The organism is Marimonas lutisalis (assembly GCF_005434965.1).
GTDB lineage: Bacteria > Pseudomonadota > Alphaproteobacteria > Rhodobacterales > Rhodobacteraceae > Marimonas_A > Marimonas_A lutisalis.
Window position 1 is genome coordinate 1,391,883 of the sequence record NZ_SKCI01000001.1, and the last position, 18,705, is coordinate 1,410,587.

Below are 18,705 nucleotides of genomic sequence, written 5' to 3' on the forward strand. Positions count from 1 at the left end.
AACGGATGAGCGGGCCCTGCGGGGCCCGTTCTCATGTGCCCAGTTCCGCGGCGATCTCGCCCGGCGCGGCCTGCCCCTCGATCAGCGTGCGCACCCGTGCGGCCCGTGCCTCGCCCAAGAGCGATGCCGCCTTGGCCGCGATCTTCTGCGCCCGCGCGTCCAGCGCCAGCGGCGCATCGAGATCGTGAAACGCTGCCAGCACCTCGCCCGCGCGCGTCTCGACCTCCAGCCGCGCCTGCATCTCGCTCAGGCTGTCATCTTCCTGCACTTTGACCCGCCCGCGCAGCGCCACCAGCGCCGGATCGGCACACAGCGCGTCGGAATAGCTCTGCAATTGCGCGGTGTCATGGCCCAGGAAATGCATCGGCAGCACCGTGGCATAGGAGAACTTCGCCCCCAGTCCGGTGTCGGGCGCGGGTTGGTTGCAGACGCTCATCCAGCGCGGATGGGTCGCCACCCGGATCTCGGCGATGTCCCCGGCGGCAACCTCGATCTGCGCCGCCGCTTCCAGGGACGCATGCAACCCGTGGCAACAGGCATGGAACTTGTGGCTGACGCTTTCGAACATCCAGGTCTCGCCCAGCCCCGCCAGCCCGGCCGCATCCGCCGCGCCGTGATGGGTCGGGCCCAGGCCCAGCGGCCCCTCCAGCGCGCCCAGCCGCGCCTCCATGCCCAGCCGCGCCAGCATCGCCGCCTCGACCCCGTTGGCGGCCGACAGCCCCGCATTGAACGGCTTGCCCATGGTTCCGAACTGCGACTTGAGCCCGCTGGCCCGCGTCGCGACCAGCCCCAGCGCGGTCCGCATTTGCGCCTGGCTCAGCCCGTTCAACCGGCCCGCGGCCACCGTGGCGCCCACCGCGCCCGCCGTCGCTGTCTGGTGATAGCCCACCTGGTAATGTCCACGCCCCAGCCACATGCCGAAACGGATCGACGCCTCCATGCCGATCAGCGCCGCCTCCTGCACGTCGGCCCCGGACAGGCCCAGGTGCTCGCCCACCGCCAGCGCCGCGGGAATCACCCCCACCGACGGATGGCCGATATGCGCGAAATGCGTGTCGTCATAGTCCAGCGCGTGCGAGATCGTGCCGTTGACCAGCGCCGCCATCCGCGCCGGCGCCCGGCCACCGCCAATGAGCCCCGCCTGCGCCGCGCCGCTCTCTTCGGCCGCCATGGCCCGCAAGACACCTGCCACAGGCTCGTCCGCGCCCGCAATGCCGACCGCCATCCAGTCGATCAGCGACAACCGTGCCACGGCCCGCACCGCCTCCGGCGCGCGGCACGGCGCCAAGGCAAACTCCGCCAGGGTGTCAGATAGATCCATCCTGCTCTCCCACGATCTCTGGCGCGACCCTAGCACCACGCGGGCGAAAGAAAACCATCCGGCTCCTTCATCTGACCGGAAATACCTCGCGCCATCGCCCACAACACGCGTCCCGCTTAGCCGTAAAGCACCTTCGCCCGTTCCTCGAAGGCGCGGACGATCCGTTGCATCGCTTCGTTGAACACCAGCCCGATCGCCTTTTGCAGGATGATGTTCTTGAACTCGAAATCGACGAAGAACTTCACCTCGCAGGCGCCATCGTCCACGTCGCGGAACTCCCAGGTCGAGCGCATGTATTTGAACGGTCCTTCGATATACTCGGTCTCGATCCGTTCGTCGTCACGGTAGAGGCAGACGCGGCTGCCGAACCGTTCGCGGAATACCTTGAAGGAAATCACCAGGTCGGCCAGCATCTCGTCCCCGCCATCTTCCATCGGCGTGACCGAGCGCACCCGCGCCGCTGCGCACCAGGGCAGGAACTGCGGATAGGCGGCCACGTCGGCCACAAGGTCGAACATCTGGCGTGCGTGATATGGCAGAACCCGGGTTTCCGCGTGCGTCGGCATGTCATCCCCAATTGTGCCGTGACAGTGCGCGCCCATTTCGTATTAATGGGCCCGAGATTCAAGGGGGAAGCATGCCTGATCGTCCATACGTGATCGACGAAATGATTTCGGCCAAACAGATCGCGGCCCGGATCGAGGAACTCTGCCGCGCCATCCGCACCGAATTCGCGGATACCGACAAGCTCGTCGTCGTGGGGCTTCTGCGGGGCTCCTTTGTTTTCATCGCCGATCTCGTGCGCGAGCTTGAAATGCCGGTCGAGGTCGACTTTCTCGAAGCCTCCTCCTATGGCAACGAGATGGAGTCGAGCCGCGAGGTCAAGATCCTCAAGGATCTGCGCGGCCAGATCGAGGGTCGCGATGTGCTTGTGGTCGAGGATATCGTCGACACCGGCTATACGCTCGATCACGTGCTGCACGTTCTCAAAAGCCGCAAACCGCGCAAACTCAAGACCATCGCGCTGCTCGACAAGCCTTCGCGCCGGGAAACCTCGGTGCGCGCCGATTGGACCGGGTTCGAAATCCCCGACGAATTCGTCGTCGGCTACGGCATCGACTTTGCCCAGCGCAACCGCAACCTGCCCTATATCGGCAAGGTGCGTTTCACCGGCGAAGGCTGAGCCGCACGATGCTGGGCCCGCGTCTTTTCTTGCGCATGGCCAGGTGGGCGCGGAATCCACCGCCCGCCCGGATGGTGATACTCGTTGCGGGGATCGTGGCGATCGGCCTTGTCATCGTCGCCATCGAGCATTTTTTCGGCTGGCCGGATTTCCTCACCCTCGATCCACGGCCGCCGCGGGTGCCGCGCCTGCAATAGCGTTTTGTCCAGTCACGAACGCGCGAGGTATGTTCACTCATGCACAGGTCCCCTGCGTAATCCCGTCTTCGCGCGCAAAGATCAGGCGCTATAGTGGGCTCAAGTAAAAATTGTAACCAGGGAGGTTCCCATGAAGAAGACACTGACCGCACTGACCGGCCTCGCCCTTGCAGGCGCCGTGGCCACCACCGCGCTTTCGGGCAGCCACGGCAACGAGGCCGCGATGGCCGCCGTGAAGGCGCGCAAGGCGCAAATGCAACTTTACGCCTTCAATATCGGGCTGCTGGGCGGCATGGCCAAGGGCGAGATCGAGTACAACGCCGACGCGGCCAGCGCCGCGGCGTCGAACCTCGCCGCGCTGTCGAAGCTCGACCAGTCGCGCCTCTGGCCGGCAGGCTCCGACAACATGGAGCTGGGCACCGAAACCGCGGCCCTGCCCGCGATCTGGGATGCCGACAGCGATGTTATGGCCAAGGGCACGGCCTTTGTCGAAGCCGCGGCCGCGATGGAACAGGCCGCCGGTGGCGGGCTCGATTCGCTCAAGGGCGCGATCGGTCCGCTCGGGGCCAGCTGTGGCGGCTGCCACAAGGCCTATCGCCAGCCCAACAACTGATCGGGGCCAATCCGATCCCGTCAATCGGGGCGGCTCCTCGCCGCCCCTTTCGCGCATGAGGAACGATGTATAACCTTCTGCGATACCTCAGTTACCTGGCGATCATTGGCCTGGCGATCTTCTGGTTCGTCACCCGGCCCGAACGGCTGGACGACACGGCGATGGCCGGGCTCGACGCGGATGCCGCGCGCGGCGAAACCGTGTTCTGGGCCGCCGGCTGCGCCTCCTGCCACGCCGCGCCGGGCGCCGAGGGCGAGGCACGGCTGGTGCTTACGGGCGGGATGGAGTTCCCCTCGCCCTTCGGTACCTTCCATGCGCCCAACATTTCCCCCGATCCCGACCACGGCATCGGCGGCTGGAGCGCGCTGGACCTCGCCAACGCGATGCGCCACGGCACGTCGCCCGCGGGCGCGCATTACTACCCGGCCTTTCCCTACACCTCCTATGCCCGGGCCGACCTGTCGGATATCGCCGATCTGCACGCCTACCTGATGACGCTGCCGGCCAGCACCACTCCCAGCCAGCCGCATGGCGTGGGCTTTCCTTTCAACATCCGCCGCAGCCTGGGCGGCTGGAAGCTACTCTTCGCGCAAGACGGCTGGGTCGTCGACGTGAGCGGAGACGAGGCCACGCGCGGCCGCTACCTGGTCGAGGCCCTGGGCCATTGCGGTGAATGCCACACGCCGCGCAACGCGCTTGGCGGGCTGGATTACGCCCGCTGGCTTCAGGGCGCGGCCTCGCCCGATGGCAAGGGGCGCGTGCCGGGCATCGCGCCGGGTCAACTCGACTGGTCCGACATTGATATCGCGGGCTACCTGACCACTGGCTTCACCCCGGAATACGATGTCGCCGGCGGCCACATGGCCGAGGTGGTGCAGAACCTTGCCAGGTTGCCCGAGGACGATATCCGCGCCATCGTCGCCTACCTGCGTCAGGTGCCTGCCGCCCCCGCGCAGTAACCCTAGGCCGCCAGCCCCTGCACCGCGCCCGCGCTGTCGGTCAGCGGCCGCCGCATCGCCAGCAGGCGGCGCGCCTCGTCCGCCTTGCCCTGCCGGATCAGCGCCTGCAGCAACGTGTATTCCAACAGGTCGCGTTGCGCGCGGCTGCCGCCCAGCCGCTCGTGGCCCGCCATCACCGGCACCAGCGCCGCCTCGGCCCCGGCCCAGTCCTGCGCCGCCATCGCGCGGAACCCCTCGGCGCAGGGTGTCACCAGGTCTGCCGCCGGGCCCTTGGCCCCTTCGATGATCTTCATCAGCGGTTCGTCCTGCCCAGCCATCGCATGCGCCAGCGCCGCGTGAATATCGGCAAAGCCCAGGGCCGGGTTGGGAAAGGCCTGCGCCGCATAATCCGACAGCGCCGCCCAGCGGTCGGGCGCCACCGCCTCGCCGGCCATCTCGGCCCGCCAGTAGAGCGAGGCCAGATCCGTCAGGATGTTGAGCGACGGGCTTTGCGAAGCCCCGGGCGCCAGATCAGCATCGGCGATCGCCCACATCCGCGCCGTATCGCCCAGCCCCAGCGACCACAGCGCCACGTGCCATGAGTTGTGGCAATGCATCATGCCATCGCGCGCATAGCCCGCCATCCAGTCCGACAGGTAATCGCGCCCGTCCTGCGTCTGGCCCATTTCATAGTAGAGATGCGCCCGGATATGCGCGCCATGGGCCGATCGCGGACGTAAATTCAGCGATGCCTCGATCGACGCCTCCGCCGGTTTCAGCTGCCCTGCCTCCATCTGGGCAAAGGCCAGCTGCGACAGGAACCAGCCATCCTGCCCATAGGCCGGCGCCAGTTGCTCGGCAATAGCCAGGTATTCCGCCTCGCGCCCCGGCTGGCCGGAAAAACCTATGAGCGAAAACACCCCCATGCAGGTCTGCGCCACCAGCGCATCGCGCGGATACTCCAGCAGATGCGCTCGCACCATGGCATAGCCTTCGCGCACGCGGCTGTTGATCAAGTGGTCGAAAATCTCCAGATGCGCCCGCGCCTGGCCCTTCAGCCCCGCGCCCGTCTCCATCGCCTGCGCCATCAGCGCCCGCGCCTCGCCCATCCGGGCAAAGACCTGCGCATTGCGCGCCTTCAGCGCATAGGCCAGCGCAAACCCGTCATCGGCGGCGATCGCCCGGTCCAGCGCCGCATCCACCCCCGGCAATGCCTCCAGATAGGCCACCAGCGCGTTGTCATAGGCCTCGCGCGCGGTTGCGTTCTTCGTATGCAGCGGGTTTCCGTAGTTATCGGTCAGCATGGGCGCGTCTCCTCGCGGGCGGGTGTCGCCCTACCCTACGCGCCCGGCGGCGATCCGCCTAGCCCTGACCCAGCTTTGCCAGCCGGTTCGCCCGCAGCCGGGCGAAATCATCGCCCGCATGGTAGGACGAACGCGTCAGCGGCGTGGCCGACACCATCAGGAAGCCCTTGCCATAGGCGGCCTTCTCATAGGCGGCAAATTCATCGGGATGCACAAAGCGGTCCACGGCGTGGTGTTTCGGCGTGGGTTGCAGATACTGGCCGATGGTCAGGAAATCGATATCGGCGGCGCGCATGTCATCCATCACCTGCAGCACCGCCTGGCGGTCTTCGCCCAGCCCCACCATGATGCCGGACTTGGTGAACATGCCCGGGTCCAGCTCTTTCACCCGCTGCAACAGGCGCAGCGAATGGAAATAACGCGCGCCGGGCCGCACCTCGGGGTAAAGCCCCGGCACGGTTTCAAGGTTGTGGTTGAACACGTCCGGCCGCGCCTCCACGACGACCTCCAGCACGCTGTCATCGCATTTCAGGAAATCCGGTGTCAGGATCTCGATCGTGGTCTCGGGGCTTTGATGGCGCACCGCGCGGATCGTCTGGGCGAAATGTTCGGCGCCCCCGTCTTCCAGGTCGTCGCGGTCCACGCTGGTGATCACCACGTGATTGAGGCCCAGCGTCTTCACCGCATGGGCCACCCGGCCCGGCTCGAACGCGTCGAGGTCCTGCGGCTTGCCGGTGGCGACGTTGCAGAAGGTGCAGCCACGGGTGCAGATCTCGCCCATGATCATCATTGTGGCGTGGCCCTGGCTCCAGCATTCGCCGGCATTGGGGCACCCCGCCTCTTCGCAGACGGTGACCAGCTTGTTTTCCCGCATAATCCTGTGCGTTTCGGCATAGCCTTTGCCACTGGGCGCCTTGACGCGGATCCACTTGGGCTTTTTCGGCTGGGCGTTGTCGGCGCGGTGCGCCTTTTCCGGGTGACGCTGGTCGGGGATTTTCAGATCACGCATTCTGCACCTGTGTGGCCATTGTTCCGCTATCTAAGGGCTGATGCCGGGAAAGTCACGTCAAACTGCCTGAAGGCAGGCATGCGCCCGGCTCATGGCACGCGCGCGCGCGCGGTATCCAGCACGGCGCGGCCGGCCTCGCGCAGGATGGCGGCCAGTTCGATGAACCAGCCGTCATTCCCCGACAGATCGCGCCGCACCAGCCCCACCATGCGCGCCGGTTCGGGCGCAGGAAAGCGGATAACCCGCAACGCCGGCGTGGCCGCCATTTCGCTTTCCAGCGCCAGTTCCGGCAGCAAGGTCAGGCCGAAGCCTTCGGCCACCAGTCCCGACAAGGTGGCCAGCGACGACGCCCCCAGATCCACTCGCGTGGCCGAGCGGCGCAGCCCGCAGACCTCGAGCGCCTGGTCGGCCAGGCAATGGCCCTCATCCAGCAACAGGAGCCTGTCGGGGTTCAGTTCGGTCGGGCGCAGGGCCTCGGTGCGCGCGGACAGTTCCTCGATCTGCGCGGCCGATCCGGCCAGCGTGAACCGATCCTCGAAAAGCGGGGTTTCGACCAGCCCGGGCACCCCCGTGGGCAGGGCCAGCACGGCCGCGTCCACATGCCCGTCGCCGAGGTCCGAGAGAATCTGATCGGTCTGCGCCTCGCGTACGCGCAGGTCCAGCGACAGGTCACGCGCCCGCAGCATCGGCAGTGCCACCGGCAGCAGGTAGGGCGCGACCGTCGGGATTACCCCCAGTTTCAACCGCCCGGACAGCCCGCCCTGCCAGCGCACCGCGTCCTGCATCCGGTCCAGCTCGCCCATCACCCGCCGGGCCGAGGCCAGAACCTCCTGCCCTGCCGGTGTCAACGCCGGCTGGCGCCCTTCACGCGCGATCAGCTGCGCGCCCAGCCGGTCCTCGAGTTCGCGGATCTGTACCGACAGCGCGGGTTGGGTGACATGACAGCGCTCGGCCGCGCGGCCGAAATGCCGGGTTTCGGCCAGCGCGATGAAATAGGTCAGTTGTCGCAGGGTTATGTCCATAACCGCTATTTATCGAAATGCGCAAAATATGCAATTTCAACAAATGACGATTTCGGGGTACCCGGGTTTCACTTCAAACGCGCGAACACGGGGCGCAGGGTTATCCCTGCGCCCTTTTTGTCTGTCCCGTGTCAGGCGGCGCGAAAGACGTCCGCGCAGGCAGCGCCGCTGGTCAGCCGGAACAGGCGCGCCTGTGCCGGGGTCAGCCATTCGAACCGCGCAGACGCGCCTCCGCCGCGTGCCCCGCAATAGAGGCACAGCCCGCCACTGGCCCAGATCACCTCGTCTTCGTCGAACAGCATCTCGCAGGCGCCCAGATCCGCCGTCGCCGGGTGCCGGGCAACGCCCAGGTGACCCACGAGATTCTGCGCGCACACTATCGCCGCGGCGAGGTTGAACAACCGCGCCAGCGCAGTTCCATCAAGCAGAACCTCCTGGTCGGGCAGCAGATCGACCGCGCGATCATTGCACAGCACACCCGCCGGCACATGGATCAGGTCGCGCCCCTCGGGCACGCGCCGCCAGCGCGTGGCGCGCAGCCTGCGCAAACCGCCATCGACGGTCTCGACCATGTCGCCGGGCGCCAAACGCTCAACCGCCCGCCACCCGGCCAGTGTTTCCACCTGCGTGCCCGGCAACAGCCCGCGCACCGGCGCGGCTCGGGCAATACCCGGCAAGACGGGCTCGGCACGGGAAAAATCATTCTGGGAGGGGCTGAACATGTCTGACATCCTTCTGCTACGCGGGTCTGTCGGCCCGCTTGACCGCGCTCAGGAAAGCCTGCGAATTCTGCCGGGATTTGGGCACCATGCTGGCCAAGCCGCGGCACCGTTTCCCGCGCCTCTGCAATCTTCACGCGTCCGCATGTTTGATGGGCACGCGTCAACTCTTGACCATGAAGTATTAACCTTAACAACGGCATACGGGGTACTGTTCATGCGAATGGTGATTCCGCGCCTGCCCCCTGGTCAAAGCGATTCCTTGCCAAGCGCCCGGCGATCGGGCACCCAGTCGGAGACAGGAACATCAACGCGGGGGGCCTATGGACTGGCAGGCGCACCGGCGCGAGGCCCATGCTCTGGGGCGGGCGCAGGAATATCTCAAGCAGATCACCTATGGCGGCAATGACGGCATCGTCACCACCTTCGCCATTGTCGCGGGTTTTGCCGGGGCCTCGGCCGAAGGCGTGGCCCAGATCGGCGGGTTGGCGGTGCTGGTCTTCGGTCTCGCCAATCTCTTTGCCGATGGCGTCAGCATGGGGTTGGGCGAATTCCTCTCAACCCGCTCCGAGCATGACATGTTCCACGCCCGCCGGGTCCGCGAACTCGACGAACTCGCCACCAATCCTGCGCAGGAACGCCGCGAGCTCACCGCGATCCTGCACCAGCGCGGCCTGAACGCGCCCGATGCCGAGACGGTCACCGATATCCTGGTGCGCAACCCCGACATGGTCGCTGACCTGATGATGACTTACGAATTCGGCATGTCCCACCCCGACGATGACAGCCCGGCCGCCAAAGCGCTCTTTACCTTCCTGGCCTTCATCGTCTTTGGCATCGTGCCGCTCCTGCCCTATTTCCTGCTGCCCGCCGATGCCACGGCGTTCCGCTTCTCGCTCGTGGCGACGGGCCTGTCGCTGGTCGCTCTGGGCCTGTTGCGCTGGCACGCCACCGGCGAACGCATGGCCCGCTGCGTGGGCGAAACGCTCGCCGTCGGCGCCACCTGCTCGGCGGTGGCCTTTGCCGTGGGCTGGGCCGTCGGCGGGGCCTGACCGGTTACCCGATCAGGCCCCGCCGCGGCGCCCAGGCCGTCATAATGCCGCCTGAGCCGCTGCAGCGCGATGCGCAGCACGATCTTGCCCGAGCGCGCGCTCCAGCCCATGGTTTTCTCGGTCTGCTCCAGCCCTTCCAGGTAACAGCAGCAGCGCAGCACGACGTCGCCCAGGCCCGGGCCCAGGTCCTGCAGCGCCGCTGCCACGCGGTCGCGGGCGGCGCTCGATCCGCCCAGCGCGTCGCCCGCGCGCGGCCCCGCGCCGGTGCCCCCGGTCAGGAAGGCTTCCCAGTTCTGGGTGGTGCGCGGGCCCATCTGTGCCAGTTCGAAATCCTCGCGCAGGCGTTCGCCCGCCGCCACCAGCCCGTCCGACAGGAACGGCTGGCCGTCGCGGTCCTTGCGCCGCGCCAGCGCGGTCAGCGGCGATTCCCCCATCGCATAGCGCAGGCGCCGCCCGCGCTGTCCGCCATCGCCCGCGGGAACGGCCGCCGAAAACGGCGCCTGCGCTTCGGCAAAGCCGCTTGCTGCGTTCTGTGCCGCGTTTTCCGCCTCGGCCAGCATACGGCCCAGGGCCGCGCGCCCTGCGGCGGTGATCCGGTAGCGCGCAACGCGCCCGGGCGTGATACAGCTGATCCAGTCCTTGACCGCCAGCGCCTGCGCCAGGTCGCGCTCGACAACGGCGGTGCGCGTGGTCTGGCCGCCGGGCGTGTCGCGTACGATCACCGCCTTGTCCATCTCGGCGGCCACCGCCAGGAGCGCGCCCGGCTCGCTCAGGCGGCGCAATACCCGGCGCGCCTCGTTTTCGAATACCTCGTCGGTCGGCGACGCTCCGGTTCGGCTATCTTGAAGGGTCATCATGCTTGGCTCCTTGATCTTTCTGCGCGTGGGCGTGGAGGCAAGCGCACGGCACACCCGCGCCAGGCGTTGCAGCGCTTCGTCGATCAGCAGGTCATCGCGCAGCCCTTCCCAGCGGCGCACCTGCCGCAATACGGTCGAAGGATGGCAGGCAACCGCCCGGGCGATCGCCCGGATCGTCAACCCGCATTCGGTGTGTAACAGGTAGAGATGCGCCGGCTGCGGCACCCAACCCGGCAGCGAGCCGCCCCCAATGGCGTTATTCGGTGACATGCGCGTTTTTCGCCCCCTGACAGCTTAGCACCGTGGCTTTTGTCCACAGAGTTATCCACAACCTAGACGTGCGACCGTTACTCTTTGGTTAACGGATCCGCATGGGAGCAGGATGGGGCGTCAGGAGATAACCAATCCTTAACCATCCGTTCGCCCGAACGTGCGAAGCGCAACACCCGCTTGGGTTGTGCGAGGTCTTGACCCGCAAACATGTCGAGGAGCCAAGATGTCCGATATCCTGAACGCTTTCGATCGCCTCAGCCGCCCGCAGCTTCTGATTCAGGCCGCCCGCGCAGGCATGGCCGATTACTGCCGCGAGCCGCATCTGCGCCGCTTGATGGGGCCGGGCAACCCGCCCTGCGGCCCCAACGCGGTCGCGCGCCTCCTGCCGATCGAAGCCCAGCTGAACCAGCAGCGTGTCGCCAATGATGCGGGCTATTCCATCATCCGGCATGTCGATGTTCTGATCGCCCTGATGGCCGAGGCGCAACGCCTGCGCAGCGCGTTGCCGCTGGAACCGGCCGAGTAACCCGCACCGGCGGCGCGGACATGAAAAAAACCGGCGCGGCAATGGCCCGCGCCGGTCAGTGGTCTTCGCCCTGCCCCGCGCCTTACATGAAGGCGTCGGGCTCGGCGTCTTTCTTCTGCTGCACGTAGGCGTCCAGCGCTTCGGCAATTCCGGGGTCCAGCGCAGGCGCCTGGTAGCTGCCCAGCAACTTTTCGACCCGCGCCGACGCCAGCGCCTGCGTATCGCGCGCGCCTTCGTCCTCCCAGGTCTCGAACGGCTTGTAGTCCAGCAGCTCGGATTTCCAGAAGGCGGTTTTGAAATTGGCCTGGGTATGCGCGCAACCCAGGTAGTGCCCGCCCGGCCCCACCTCGCGGATGGCGTCCATCGCCTGCGCGTTCTCGTCCACCGAAATCCCCTTGGCCAGGTGGTGCAGCACGCCCAGCTGATCGGCGTCCATGACGAATTTCTCGAAGCTTGAGACAAGCCCCCCTTCCAGCCATCCGCAGGAATGCAGCATGAAGTTCACGCCGCTCAGAAGGCCCATGTTCAGGCTGTTGGCAGTTTCATAGGCCGCCTGTGCATCCGGCAGCTTCGAGCCGCAGAACGACCCGGCCGAGCGATACGGCAGCCCCAACCGGCGCGCCAGCTGGCCCGCGCCATAGGTGATGTGGCTCGCTTCCGGGGTGCCGAAGGTGGGCGCGCCCGAATTCATGTCGATCGAACTGACGAAGGCGCCGAAGATAACCGGCGCGCCCGGGCGCACCAGCTGGCTATAGGCCACGCCCGCCAGAACCTCGGCCAGAACCTGCGTCAGCGTTCCGGCCACTGAAACCGGCGCCATCGCCCCGCCGACGATGAAGGGCGAAACGATACAGGCCTGCCCGGCCTCGGCGTAAACCTCCAGCGCGCCCATCATCACGTCGTCGAAGGTCAGCGGCGAGTTGATGTTGATCAGCGAGGTCATCACCGTGTTCTGCGCCACGAAATCCTTGCCGAACAGGATCTCGCTCATCTCGACGCTGTCGCGCGCCCGCTGCGGATCGGTCACCGATCCCATGTAGGGCTTGTCGCTCAGCGTCATGTGCGCATGCAGCATGTCCAGGTGGCGCTTGTTCACGGCGATGTCCGTGGGCTCGCAAACGGTGCCGCCTGAATGGTGCAGCCATTTCGCCATGTAGCCCAGTTTCACGAACTTGCGGAAATCCTCCATCGTGGCATAGCGCCGTCCGCCGGCGGCATCGCGCACGAAGGGCGGGCCATAGACCGGCGCCAGCACCAGGTTGCGGCCGCCCACCTCGACGTTGCGGGCGGGGTTGCGCGCGTGCTGGGTGAACTGGCTCGGCGCCGTCGCGCAGAGCTTGCGGGCCAGGCCGCGCGGGATGCGCACGCGCTCGCCCTGCACATCCGCGCCCGCGTCGCGCCAGCGCTGCAATGCGGCGGGGTTGTTCACGAAATTGACGCCCACCTCTTCCAGCACCGTGTCTGCATTGGCTTCGATGATTTCGAGCGCCTCTTCGTTCAGCACATCGAAATCGGGGATGTTGCGTTCAATGTAACGGGCCGTTTCAAACGAAACCGCCCCCCGTTCCGCCCGGCGGGCCGCTCCACCGCCCGAACGGGCGCGTCTGCGCGTGGTCGTCTCTGTCATGGCAATCCTGTCCTGCGCTGAAAGCCGTTGCTGAATGGGATTTACTCTACCTGCCCCGCACGCCACGGCCGATTTGCGGCGCATGACGGGGAAATACGACATTTGCCGGCTTCCCGGGCCGCGTCCTGCGTGCCACAGGTCCGTTAGCGCCTGAACTGCGAGGTTTACATTTGAGTATTTGTATCTAAGGATATTTACACAGGCCCTTTTGATACCAAGAAAACAAGGGCCTCTTACGGGGTGGAGGACCCCGCTAAGGGAGAGGAGACAGATGAACACCACCTTGAAGTCACGGGCCGCTCTGCGCGCCCCGGCCGCCACGGCCATCGCGCTGGCGCTGATGTCGGCCCCGGCCATGGCCACCACCGGTTATTTCGCCAACGGCACCAGCACCCAGTCCAAGGGTATGGCCGGCGCCGGAACCGCCATCGGCACGGGCCTCATGGGCGCAGCCCAGAACCCCGCCATGGCGCTTCGCTATCCCAATCAAGGCGATGCCTGCCTGTCGCTCTTCTCGCCGCGCCGCTCGGTCACGATCGGCGGTGCTGGCCCGATGACGCCCGGCACGCACGAAAGCGAGAACGAAGCCTTCCTCGTGCCCTGCGGCGGTGTCAACTTCCGCATCGGCGACCGCGCCACGCTGGGCGTGCTGATGTACGGCAACGGTGGCATGAACACCGAATACAACACCAACTTCTTCGCCGGTTTCGGCGCGGGTACCTCGCCCCTGGGCGTGAACCTCGAACAGCTCTTCATCGCGGTGAACTACGCCTACGAGGTGAACGAGAACGTCGCGGTCGGCATCGCGCCGGTCTTCGCCGCGCAACGCTTCTCGGCCACCGGTCTCGAGGCGTTCCAGGGCTTCACGCTACCGACGCGGGCCCTTCTTGTCACCGGCAACGGCGATGACTGGTCCACCGGCATCGGCCTCAATCTTGGCGCCACCTTCAATGCCTCGCCCAACCTGACCTTCGGCGTGGCCTACCGCACCAAGATCGACATGGATCCGTTCGGCTCCTATTCCGGCCTCTTTGCCGAAGATGGCGATTTCGACATTCCGGCCTCGGCCTCGGTCGGTGTGGCCTTCACGCCGCCGTCGAACTCGGGCCTGACGCTGACCGCGGAATGGCAGCGCATCTTCTATTCCGATGTCGCCTCCATCGCCAACCCCGGCCCGGTCCCGCCCGCCACGGGCTTCCCGCTGGGCACGGCCGCGGGCGCGGGCTTTGGCTGGAAGGATATGGATGTCTTCCGCATCGGTGCCGAGTACCAACTCAACCCGAAATGGACGGTTCGCGGCGGTCTCGCCTACAACACCGATTTCACCGATGGCTCGCAGGTGCTGTTGAACACGCTGGCCCCGGCCACGCCGAAGATGCACGCCTCGGTCGGTGCGACGATGAACATCGACGACCGCCGCCAGCTGCACATTGCCTATACCCACGCCTTCGACGAGTCGCTCTCGGGCAACGCGCCGCTGCCGTTCGGCGGTCAGCCCGTCTCGATGCAGATGAGCCAGCACGAGCTCAGCGTCGGCATGACCTGGAAATGGTAGGCCGCGGTCAAACGTTCTGACCTGAATGAGCGCGGGCCTTCGGGCCCGCGCGCTTTTTTGTCTCGTCTTCGGCCATCCGGCCTCATCCTCGGGGCCTCCGGCGGGAGTATTTTCGGCAAGATGAAGCATCGCGCTTGCGCCCGTTCCGGCCTTGGCATAATCCCGGGCCATGAGCACACATGACCGCCTCCTGATCATCGACTTCGGCAGCCAGGTGACCCAGCTGATCGCCCGTCGCCTGCGCGAGCTGAACGTCTATTGCGAAATCCACCCCTACCAGAACGTCACCGATGCCTTCCTGGCCGAGTTCGCGCCGAAGGCGGTGATCTTCTCCGGTGGTCCGGCCTCTGTCATCGACGATGGCAGCCCGCGCCCCCCCGAAAGCGTTTTCGACCTGGGCGTGCCGATCCTGGGCATCTGCTATGGCCAGCAGGTGATGATGCACATGCTGGGCGGCAAGGTGGAACGCGGCCACGGCACCGCCGAGTTCGGCCGCGCCTATGTCGAGCCCAAGGCCAGGAACGACGACTTGCTCTTCGGCTGGTTCCTCGACGGGCGCGAGCAGGTCTGGATGAGCCACGGCGACCACGTCAGCCAAATCGCCCCGGGCTTCGAAGTCTACGGCACCTCGCCCAACGCGCCTTTCGCCATCACCGGCGATCCCGCGCGCCGCTTTTTTGCCGTGCAGTTCCACCCCGAAGTGCACCACACCCCCAACGGCAAGACGCTTTATGAAAACTTCGTTCGCATGGCGGGCTTCAAGGGCGACTGGACGATGGGCGCCTATCGCGAGGAAGCGATTGCCCGCATCCGTGAACAGGTCGGCGACAGCCATGTGATCTGCGGCCTCTCGGGCGGCGTTGACAGCTCGGTCACCGCCATCCTCCTGCACGAGGCGATCGGAGATCAGCTCACCTGCGTTTTCGTCGACCACGGGCTGTTGCGGATGAACGAGGCAGACGAAGTGGTCAGCATGTTCCGCGACCACTACAATATCAAGCTGATCCATGCCGATGAATCTGACCTCTTCCTGGGTGAACTTGAGGGCGTAAGCGACCCGGAAACAAAGAGAAAAACCATCGGGCGCCTGTTCATCGACGTGTTCCAGAAATACGCGGGCCAGATCGACGGCGCCGAATTCCTGGCCCAGGGCACGCTCTATCCGGACGTGATCGAAAGCGTCAGTTTCTCGGGCGGGCCCTCGGTCACGATCAAGTCGCACCACAACGTGGGCGGCCTGCCGGAAAAGATGGGCCTGAAACTCGTTGAACCGCTGCGCGAGCTTTTCAAGGACGAGGTCCGCGCCCTGGGTCACGAGTTGGGCCTGCCCGCGAGCTTCATCGGCCGACATCCCTTCCCCGGTCCGGGCCTCGCCATTCGCTGCCCCGGAGAGATCACGCGTGACAAGCTCGACATCCTGCGCAAGGCCGATGCCGTCTATATCGACCAGATCCGCAAGCACGGTCTCTACGATGAAATCTGGCAGGCTTTCGTGGCCATTCTTCCCGTCCGCACCGTGGGCGTGATGGGCGACGGGCGCACCTATGATTACGCCTGTGCGCTGCGTGCGGTTACGTCCGTCGATGGCATGACAGCCGATTACTATCCCTTCACGCACGATTTCCTCGGCGAAACCGCGACTCGGATCATCAACGAGGTCAAGGGCATCAACCGGGTGACCTATGACATCACCTCGAAGCCTCCGGGCACGATCGAGTGGGAGTAGCTTGGCAAACGAATGCCATCGAGTCGTTACGCATGTGGCGCAGGTAAAACAGCCTCGCCATCTCAGGTTGATTATGTGGATGCGCGACTTTTCTCAGGGTCGCAAGGAATGCTACGGTCCAAATACGAAACATCGAGAACAAAGACGAAAGTTCTTTGAGAGATTGGCTCTGTTGCCGGGACGCTGAGGGCAACAAAGTCGGCTGGTGAGTGGAAGTATTATGGACCTGGATGAGATCAAGAAAGTTGTTTCCAGAGCTGTTCAAGAGAGTTCGAATCGACTTGAGCTGTGGGAAAAGATTTTGAATGCCGTGCAGCCGTCAGTGATGTGTGAAGTCGGTGTCTGGAAAGGCGGGTACGCAAGGCACATTTTGGACAACGTGCCGGGCATAAGTAAGTATATATTCGTCGATCCCTGGAGAAATCTGCCCAACTGGAACAAGCCGGCAAATGTTTCCAACGAAGTTTTCGATGAAATCAGGGCGGAGGCTCTGGCAAAGAACAAGCGCCATTCCGACGTCATCGAAGAGTTGAGAATGACCACGAAAGAAGCGGTCGCGCATATCGATGAGACGTCCATAGACTTTGCCTATATCGACGGAGACCATACGCTCAGAGGTATCACGATTGACCTCATCTCGATATTGCCAAGAATAAAGCCAAACGGTTTGATCGGTGGCGATGATTTCACCAAGAACATCTGGCAGCATTCGGACGAGTTTGATCCAACAGAGGTTTTCCCTTTTGCAATCTATTTTGCCGAGGCAAACGACCTGGCGATTTTCACGCTTCCTTTTAACCAGTTCTTGATCGTTAAAACTGACCATTTCGAAGTCATAGATCTGGCGCGCTACGCGGCATTGACGCCCAGAAGGATCTACACAAGAAGAGAGCCGCAAAGCCCTAATCTGCGGACATACATCATGGATATTTTCAAAAAGGCGCGTTGAACGTGTGTGGCCAACGCCTCCAGTCGTGTTGAAACACACTGGAAGCGTCGTAGGGTGGGGTTTCACCCCACCATCCAACGCACGCTGCATTAACCTTAACGCGCGATGACCGAGGCCGATTTTGCCGGCAGCCGGATGTCAGCCGGGCGGTGCACGCATGTCACCCCCCGGGTTTCGACCGTGCGGTGGCGTTAACCCTTCTTCTTCAGGTCGCGGAAATCCAGGATGCCGGGCCGTGTCCTCGGGTCTTCGCCGGGCTCGAAGATCTTGTGCTTCACCACTTTCTGCGTGCCGGTGACGGGCAGTTCGTCGACGAACAGAATCCACCCCGGGGTCTTGTAATATGCCAATTTGTCAAAGGCTTGCTGGAATATCTTCAACCCTGTTTCGCGGCTGGCCTCGACCCCTTCGGCCAGCACGATACAGGCCAGTACCTCCTCCTCGCGCACATCGTCCGGCGCGGCCACGCACGCGACGTTCACCACCCTTTCATCCTCGGACAATACATTCTCGACCTCGGCCGCCGCGATGTTTTCGCCCGCCCGGCGGATGATGTTTTTCTTGCGGTCGACGAAAAACAATACGCCGTCGGCGTCCATGGTGACGGTATCGCCGGTGTGAAACCATCCACCGGCCCAGGCCTCTTTGGTTGCTTCGGGCTTGTTCAGGTAGCCCGAGAAGAACCCCTTCTGCGGGTCTGGCCCGGGATGGCGCAGAACCATTTCCCCCGGTGTTTCCGGCGGGCAAGGCTGGCCTGCATCGTCCCAGACCTGAACATCAAGGTCGTCGCGCGCCCGTCCGAAGGCGCGGGTGTGGATCAACCGCGGTTCCTCGGCCAGCGCATAGACCCGGCACATCTCGGTCATGCCCCAGACCTCGATCAGCGGGATGCCGAAGCGGCGCTCGAATTCCACGTGCAGCGCCGGCTCCACCCCGGCTCCGATGCCCGCGCGCAGATGGCCCAGAACCTCGGGCCCGATCCGCTTGTCCGCCAACAGCACCGCGATCACCACGCCCAGGTAGTGAAAGATCGTCGCCCGCGCCTCGGCGATATCGCGCCACCATGACGAAGCGCTAAATCTTTGCGGTTGAATCAAGCAGTTACCGGTCTGCATGACGCCGAAAAAGGACACCACGCCAGCATTGATGTGAAAGGCCGGCAGCGGATTGAACACCCGGTCGGAGGCTTCGCGCAGGGCGATGGGCGGGCCGATCTTCACATAGCTCTGGCCGACCATCAGTTCGTATTCATGGCTCAGGATACAGCCCTTGGGCCGCCCCGTCGTGCCCGAGGTATAAAGCAGCCCCGCCTCGCTCTCCGACGTCACCGGGCCGCCGCCCGCTGGACTTTGCGCCGCCGGCAGGTCGCTCAGAAGTGTCTCGAACGCGGCAAAGGCAGGTGTGGTCTCCGCCTCGGCAATCCCGGCCTGCATCAGCGCCACATGCGGCGCGCTCGCCACCGCCAGGGCCGCGTTGCTGTCCTCCAACAGGTAGGCAAGTTCTCCGGGCCGGTAATCGGGGTTCACCGGCACGAAGGACAGCCCCAGCCGGTTCGCCGCCAGCTTAAGGATATAGTGCTCCGGGCAGGTGCCCATCAGCGCCGCCAGCCGGTGCCCCGGCCCATAGCCCGCCGCACGCAGCGCCCCGGCATATTTGTCAACAAGATCAGCGACCTGCCGATAGGTCAGCACGCGCGCGGCAGCCCCGTCCTGGGCCGCCGCGCCCAGGAAATCGGCCTCCGGCCATCGCGTGACGGCCTCGCGGAACACGGCGTCGACGGTCTTGCCCTCGATCTCAAGCACGGGTTGCCTCCCCTTCCCCATTGCCAAGCCTC

17 protein-coding genes and 1 pseudogene are annotated in these 18,705 nt (G+C 65.1%); 9 read left to right on the top strand and 9 right to left on the bottom strand.

Annotated elements, in window-relative coordinates; all coding sequences use genetic code 11:
* Window positions 1–31: 31 nt before the first annotated feature.
* Window positions 32–1,321 (bottom strand): MmgE/PrpD family protein, encoded by a 1,290-nt coding sequence (locus tag E0501_RS06670; protein ID WP_137700531.1) that lies wholly within the window; start codon window positions 1,319–1,321, stop codon window positions 32–34.
* 116 nt (window positions 1,322–1,437) lie between these two features.
* Window positions 1,438–1,887, bottom strand: coding sequence for a type II toxin-antitoxin system RatA family toxin (locus E0501_RS06675; RefSeq protein ID WP_137700532.1), 450 nt, complete (start codon window positions 1,885–1,887; stop codon window positions 1,438–1,440).
* A 71-nt stretch (window positions 1,888–1,958) separates the two neighbouring features.
* Here E0501_RS06675 and hpt point away from each other — a divergent pair, with 71 nt between their 5' ends.
* From hpt to E0501_RS06695, 4 genes are all read left to right on the top strand, one after another.
* Window positions 1,959–2,504 (top strand): hypoxanthine phosphoribosyltransferase, encoded by a 546-nt coding sequence (hpt, locus tag E0501_RS06680; protein WP_137700533.1) that lies wholly within the window; start codon window positions 1,959–1,961, stop codon window positions 2,502–2,504.
* A gap of 71 nt (window positions 2,505–2,575) precedes the next feature.
* A complete protein-coding gene (locus tag E0501_RS06685; protein ID WP_328591468.1) occupies window positions 2,576–2,701 on the top strand; it encodes a hypothetical protein in 126 nt (41 codons plus the stop codon).
* 130 nt (window positions 2,702–2,831) lie between these two features.
* Window positions 2,832–3,314 carry a c-type cytochrome gene (locus E0501_RS06690; protein WP_137700535.1) on the top strand — a complete coding sequence of 161 codons (483 nt, stop codon included), beginning with the start codon at window positions 2,832–2,834 and terminating at the stop codon, window positions 3,312–3,314.
* 65 nt (window positions 3,315–3,379) lie between these two features.
* Window positions 3,380–4,273 carry a cytochrome c gene (locus E0501_RS06695; protein ID WP_137700536.1) on the top strand — a complete coding sequence of 298 codons (894 nt, stop codon included), beginning with the start codon at window positions 3,380–3,382 and terminating at the stop codon, window positions 4,271–4,273.
* Between the two features lie 2 nt (window positions 4,274–4,275).
* On the opposite strand, the gene E0501_RS06700 is transcribed toward E0501_RS06695, so the two are convergent.
* The 4 genes from E0501_RS06700 to E0501_RS06715 all read right to left on the bottom strand — a co-directional run bounded on the left by E0501_RS06700 (window position 4,276) and on the right by E0501_RS06715 (window position 8,309).
* Window positions 4,276–5,556: a tetratricopeptide repeat protein gene (locus E0501_RS06700; RefSeq protein WP_137700537.1), complete on the bottom strand. Its 1,281-nt coding sequence runs from the start codon at window positions 5,554–5,556 to the stop codon at window positions 4,276–4,278.
* Window positions 5,557–5,614: 58 nt separating this feature from the next.
* Window positions 5,615–6,565, bottom strand: coding sequence for a lipoyl synthase (gene lipA, locus E0501_RS06705; protein ID WP_137700538.1), 951 nt, complete (start codon window positions 6,563–6,565; stop codon window positions 5,615–5,617).
* An 89-nt stretch (window positions 6,566–6,654) separates the two neighbouring features.
* Entirely contained in the window at window positions 6,655–7,587 is a 933-nt protein-coding gene (locus E0501_RS06710) for a LysR substrate-binding domain-containing protein (RefSeq protein ID WP_137700539.1), read from the bottom strand.
* 131 nt (window positions 7,588–7,718) lie between these two features.
* Window positions 7,719–8,309, bottom strand: coding sequence for a Hint domain-containing protein (locus E0501_RS06715; RefSeq protein WP_161594573.1), 591 nt, complete (start codon window positions 8,307–8,309; stop codon window positions 7,719–7,721).
* Between the two features lie 320 nt (window positions 8,310–8,629).
* Between E0501_RS06715 and E0501_RS06720 the strand changes: the two genes are divergently transcribed.
* A complete protein-coding gene (locus tag E0501_RS06720) occupies window positions 8,630–9,358 on the top strand; it encodes a VIT1/CCC1 transporter family protein (protein WP_137700541.1) in 729 nt (242 codons plus the stop codon).
* 50 nt (window positions 9,359–9,408) lie between these two features.
* Here E0501_RS06720 and E0501_RS06725 read toward each other — a convergent pair.
* Window positions 9,409–10,485 (bottom strand): annotated as a pseudogene (locus tag E0501_RS06725) (DUF6456 domain-containing protein); the annotation flags it as partial.
* Window positions 10,486–10,711: 226 nt separating this feature from the next.
* On the opposite strand from E0501_RS06725, the gene E0501_RS06730 reads away from it, so the two are divergent.
* Window positions 10,712–11,014, top strand: a complete 303-nt coding sequence (locus E0501_RS06730; RefSeq protein ID WP_137700542.1) for a DUF6477 family protein — start codon at window positions 10,712–10,714, stop codon at window positions 11,012–11,014.
* Between the two features lie 82 nt (window positions 11,015–11,096).
* Here the strand turns inward: E0501_RS06730 and E0501_RS06735 are convergent, their stop codons facing one another.
* Entirely contained in the window at window positions 11,097–12,641 is a 1,545-nt protein-coding gene (locus tag E0501_RS06735) for a trimethylamine methyltransferase family protein (protein WP_137700543.1), read from the bottom strand.
* Between the two features lie 271 nt (window positions 12,642–12,912).
* On the opposite strand from E0501_RS06735, the gene E0501_RS06740 reads away from it, so the two are divergent.
* The 3 genes from E0501_RS06740 (at window position 12,913) to E0501_RS06750 (ending at window position 16,871) form a co-directional block, all read left to right on the top strand.
* Window positions 12,913–14,196 (top strand): OmpP1/FadL family transporter, encoded by a 1,284-nt coding sequence (locus E0501_RS06740; RefSeq protein ID WP_137700544.1) that lies wholly within the window; start codon window positions 12,913–12,915, stop codon window positions 14,194–14,196.
* 169 nt (window positions 14,197–14,365) lie between these two features.
* Window positions 14,366–15,922, top strand: coding sequence for a glutamine-hydrolyzing GMP synthase (guaA, locus tag E0501_RS06745; protein WP_137700545.1), 1,557 nt, complete (start codon window positions 14,366–14,368; stop codon window positions 15,920–15,922).
* A 220-nt stretch (window positions 15,923–16,142) separates the two neighbouring features.
* Window positions 16,143–16,871: a class I SAM-dependent methyltransferase gene (locus E0501_RS06750; RefSeq protein ID WP_137700546.1), complete on the top strand. Its 729-nt coding sequence runs from the start codon at window positions 16,143–16,145 to the stop codon at window positions 16,869–16,871.
* 191 nt (window positions 16,872–17,062) lie between these two features.
* Here E0501_RS06750 and E0501_RS06755 read toward each other — a convergent pair whose 3' ends face one another.
* Complete coding sequence (locus E0501_RS06755; protein ID WP_161594574.1) at window positions 17,063–18,673, bottom strand: AMP-binding protein; 1,611 nt, start codon at window positions 18,671–18,673, stop codon at window positions 17,063–17,065.
* Window positions 18,674–18,705 lie beyond the last annotated feature (32 nt).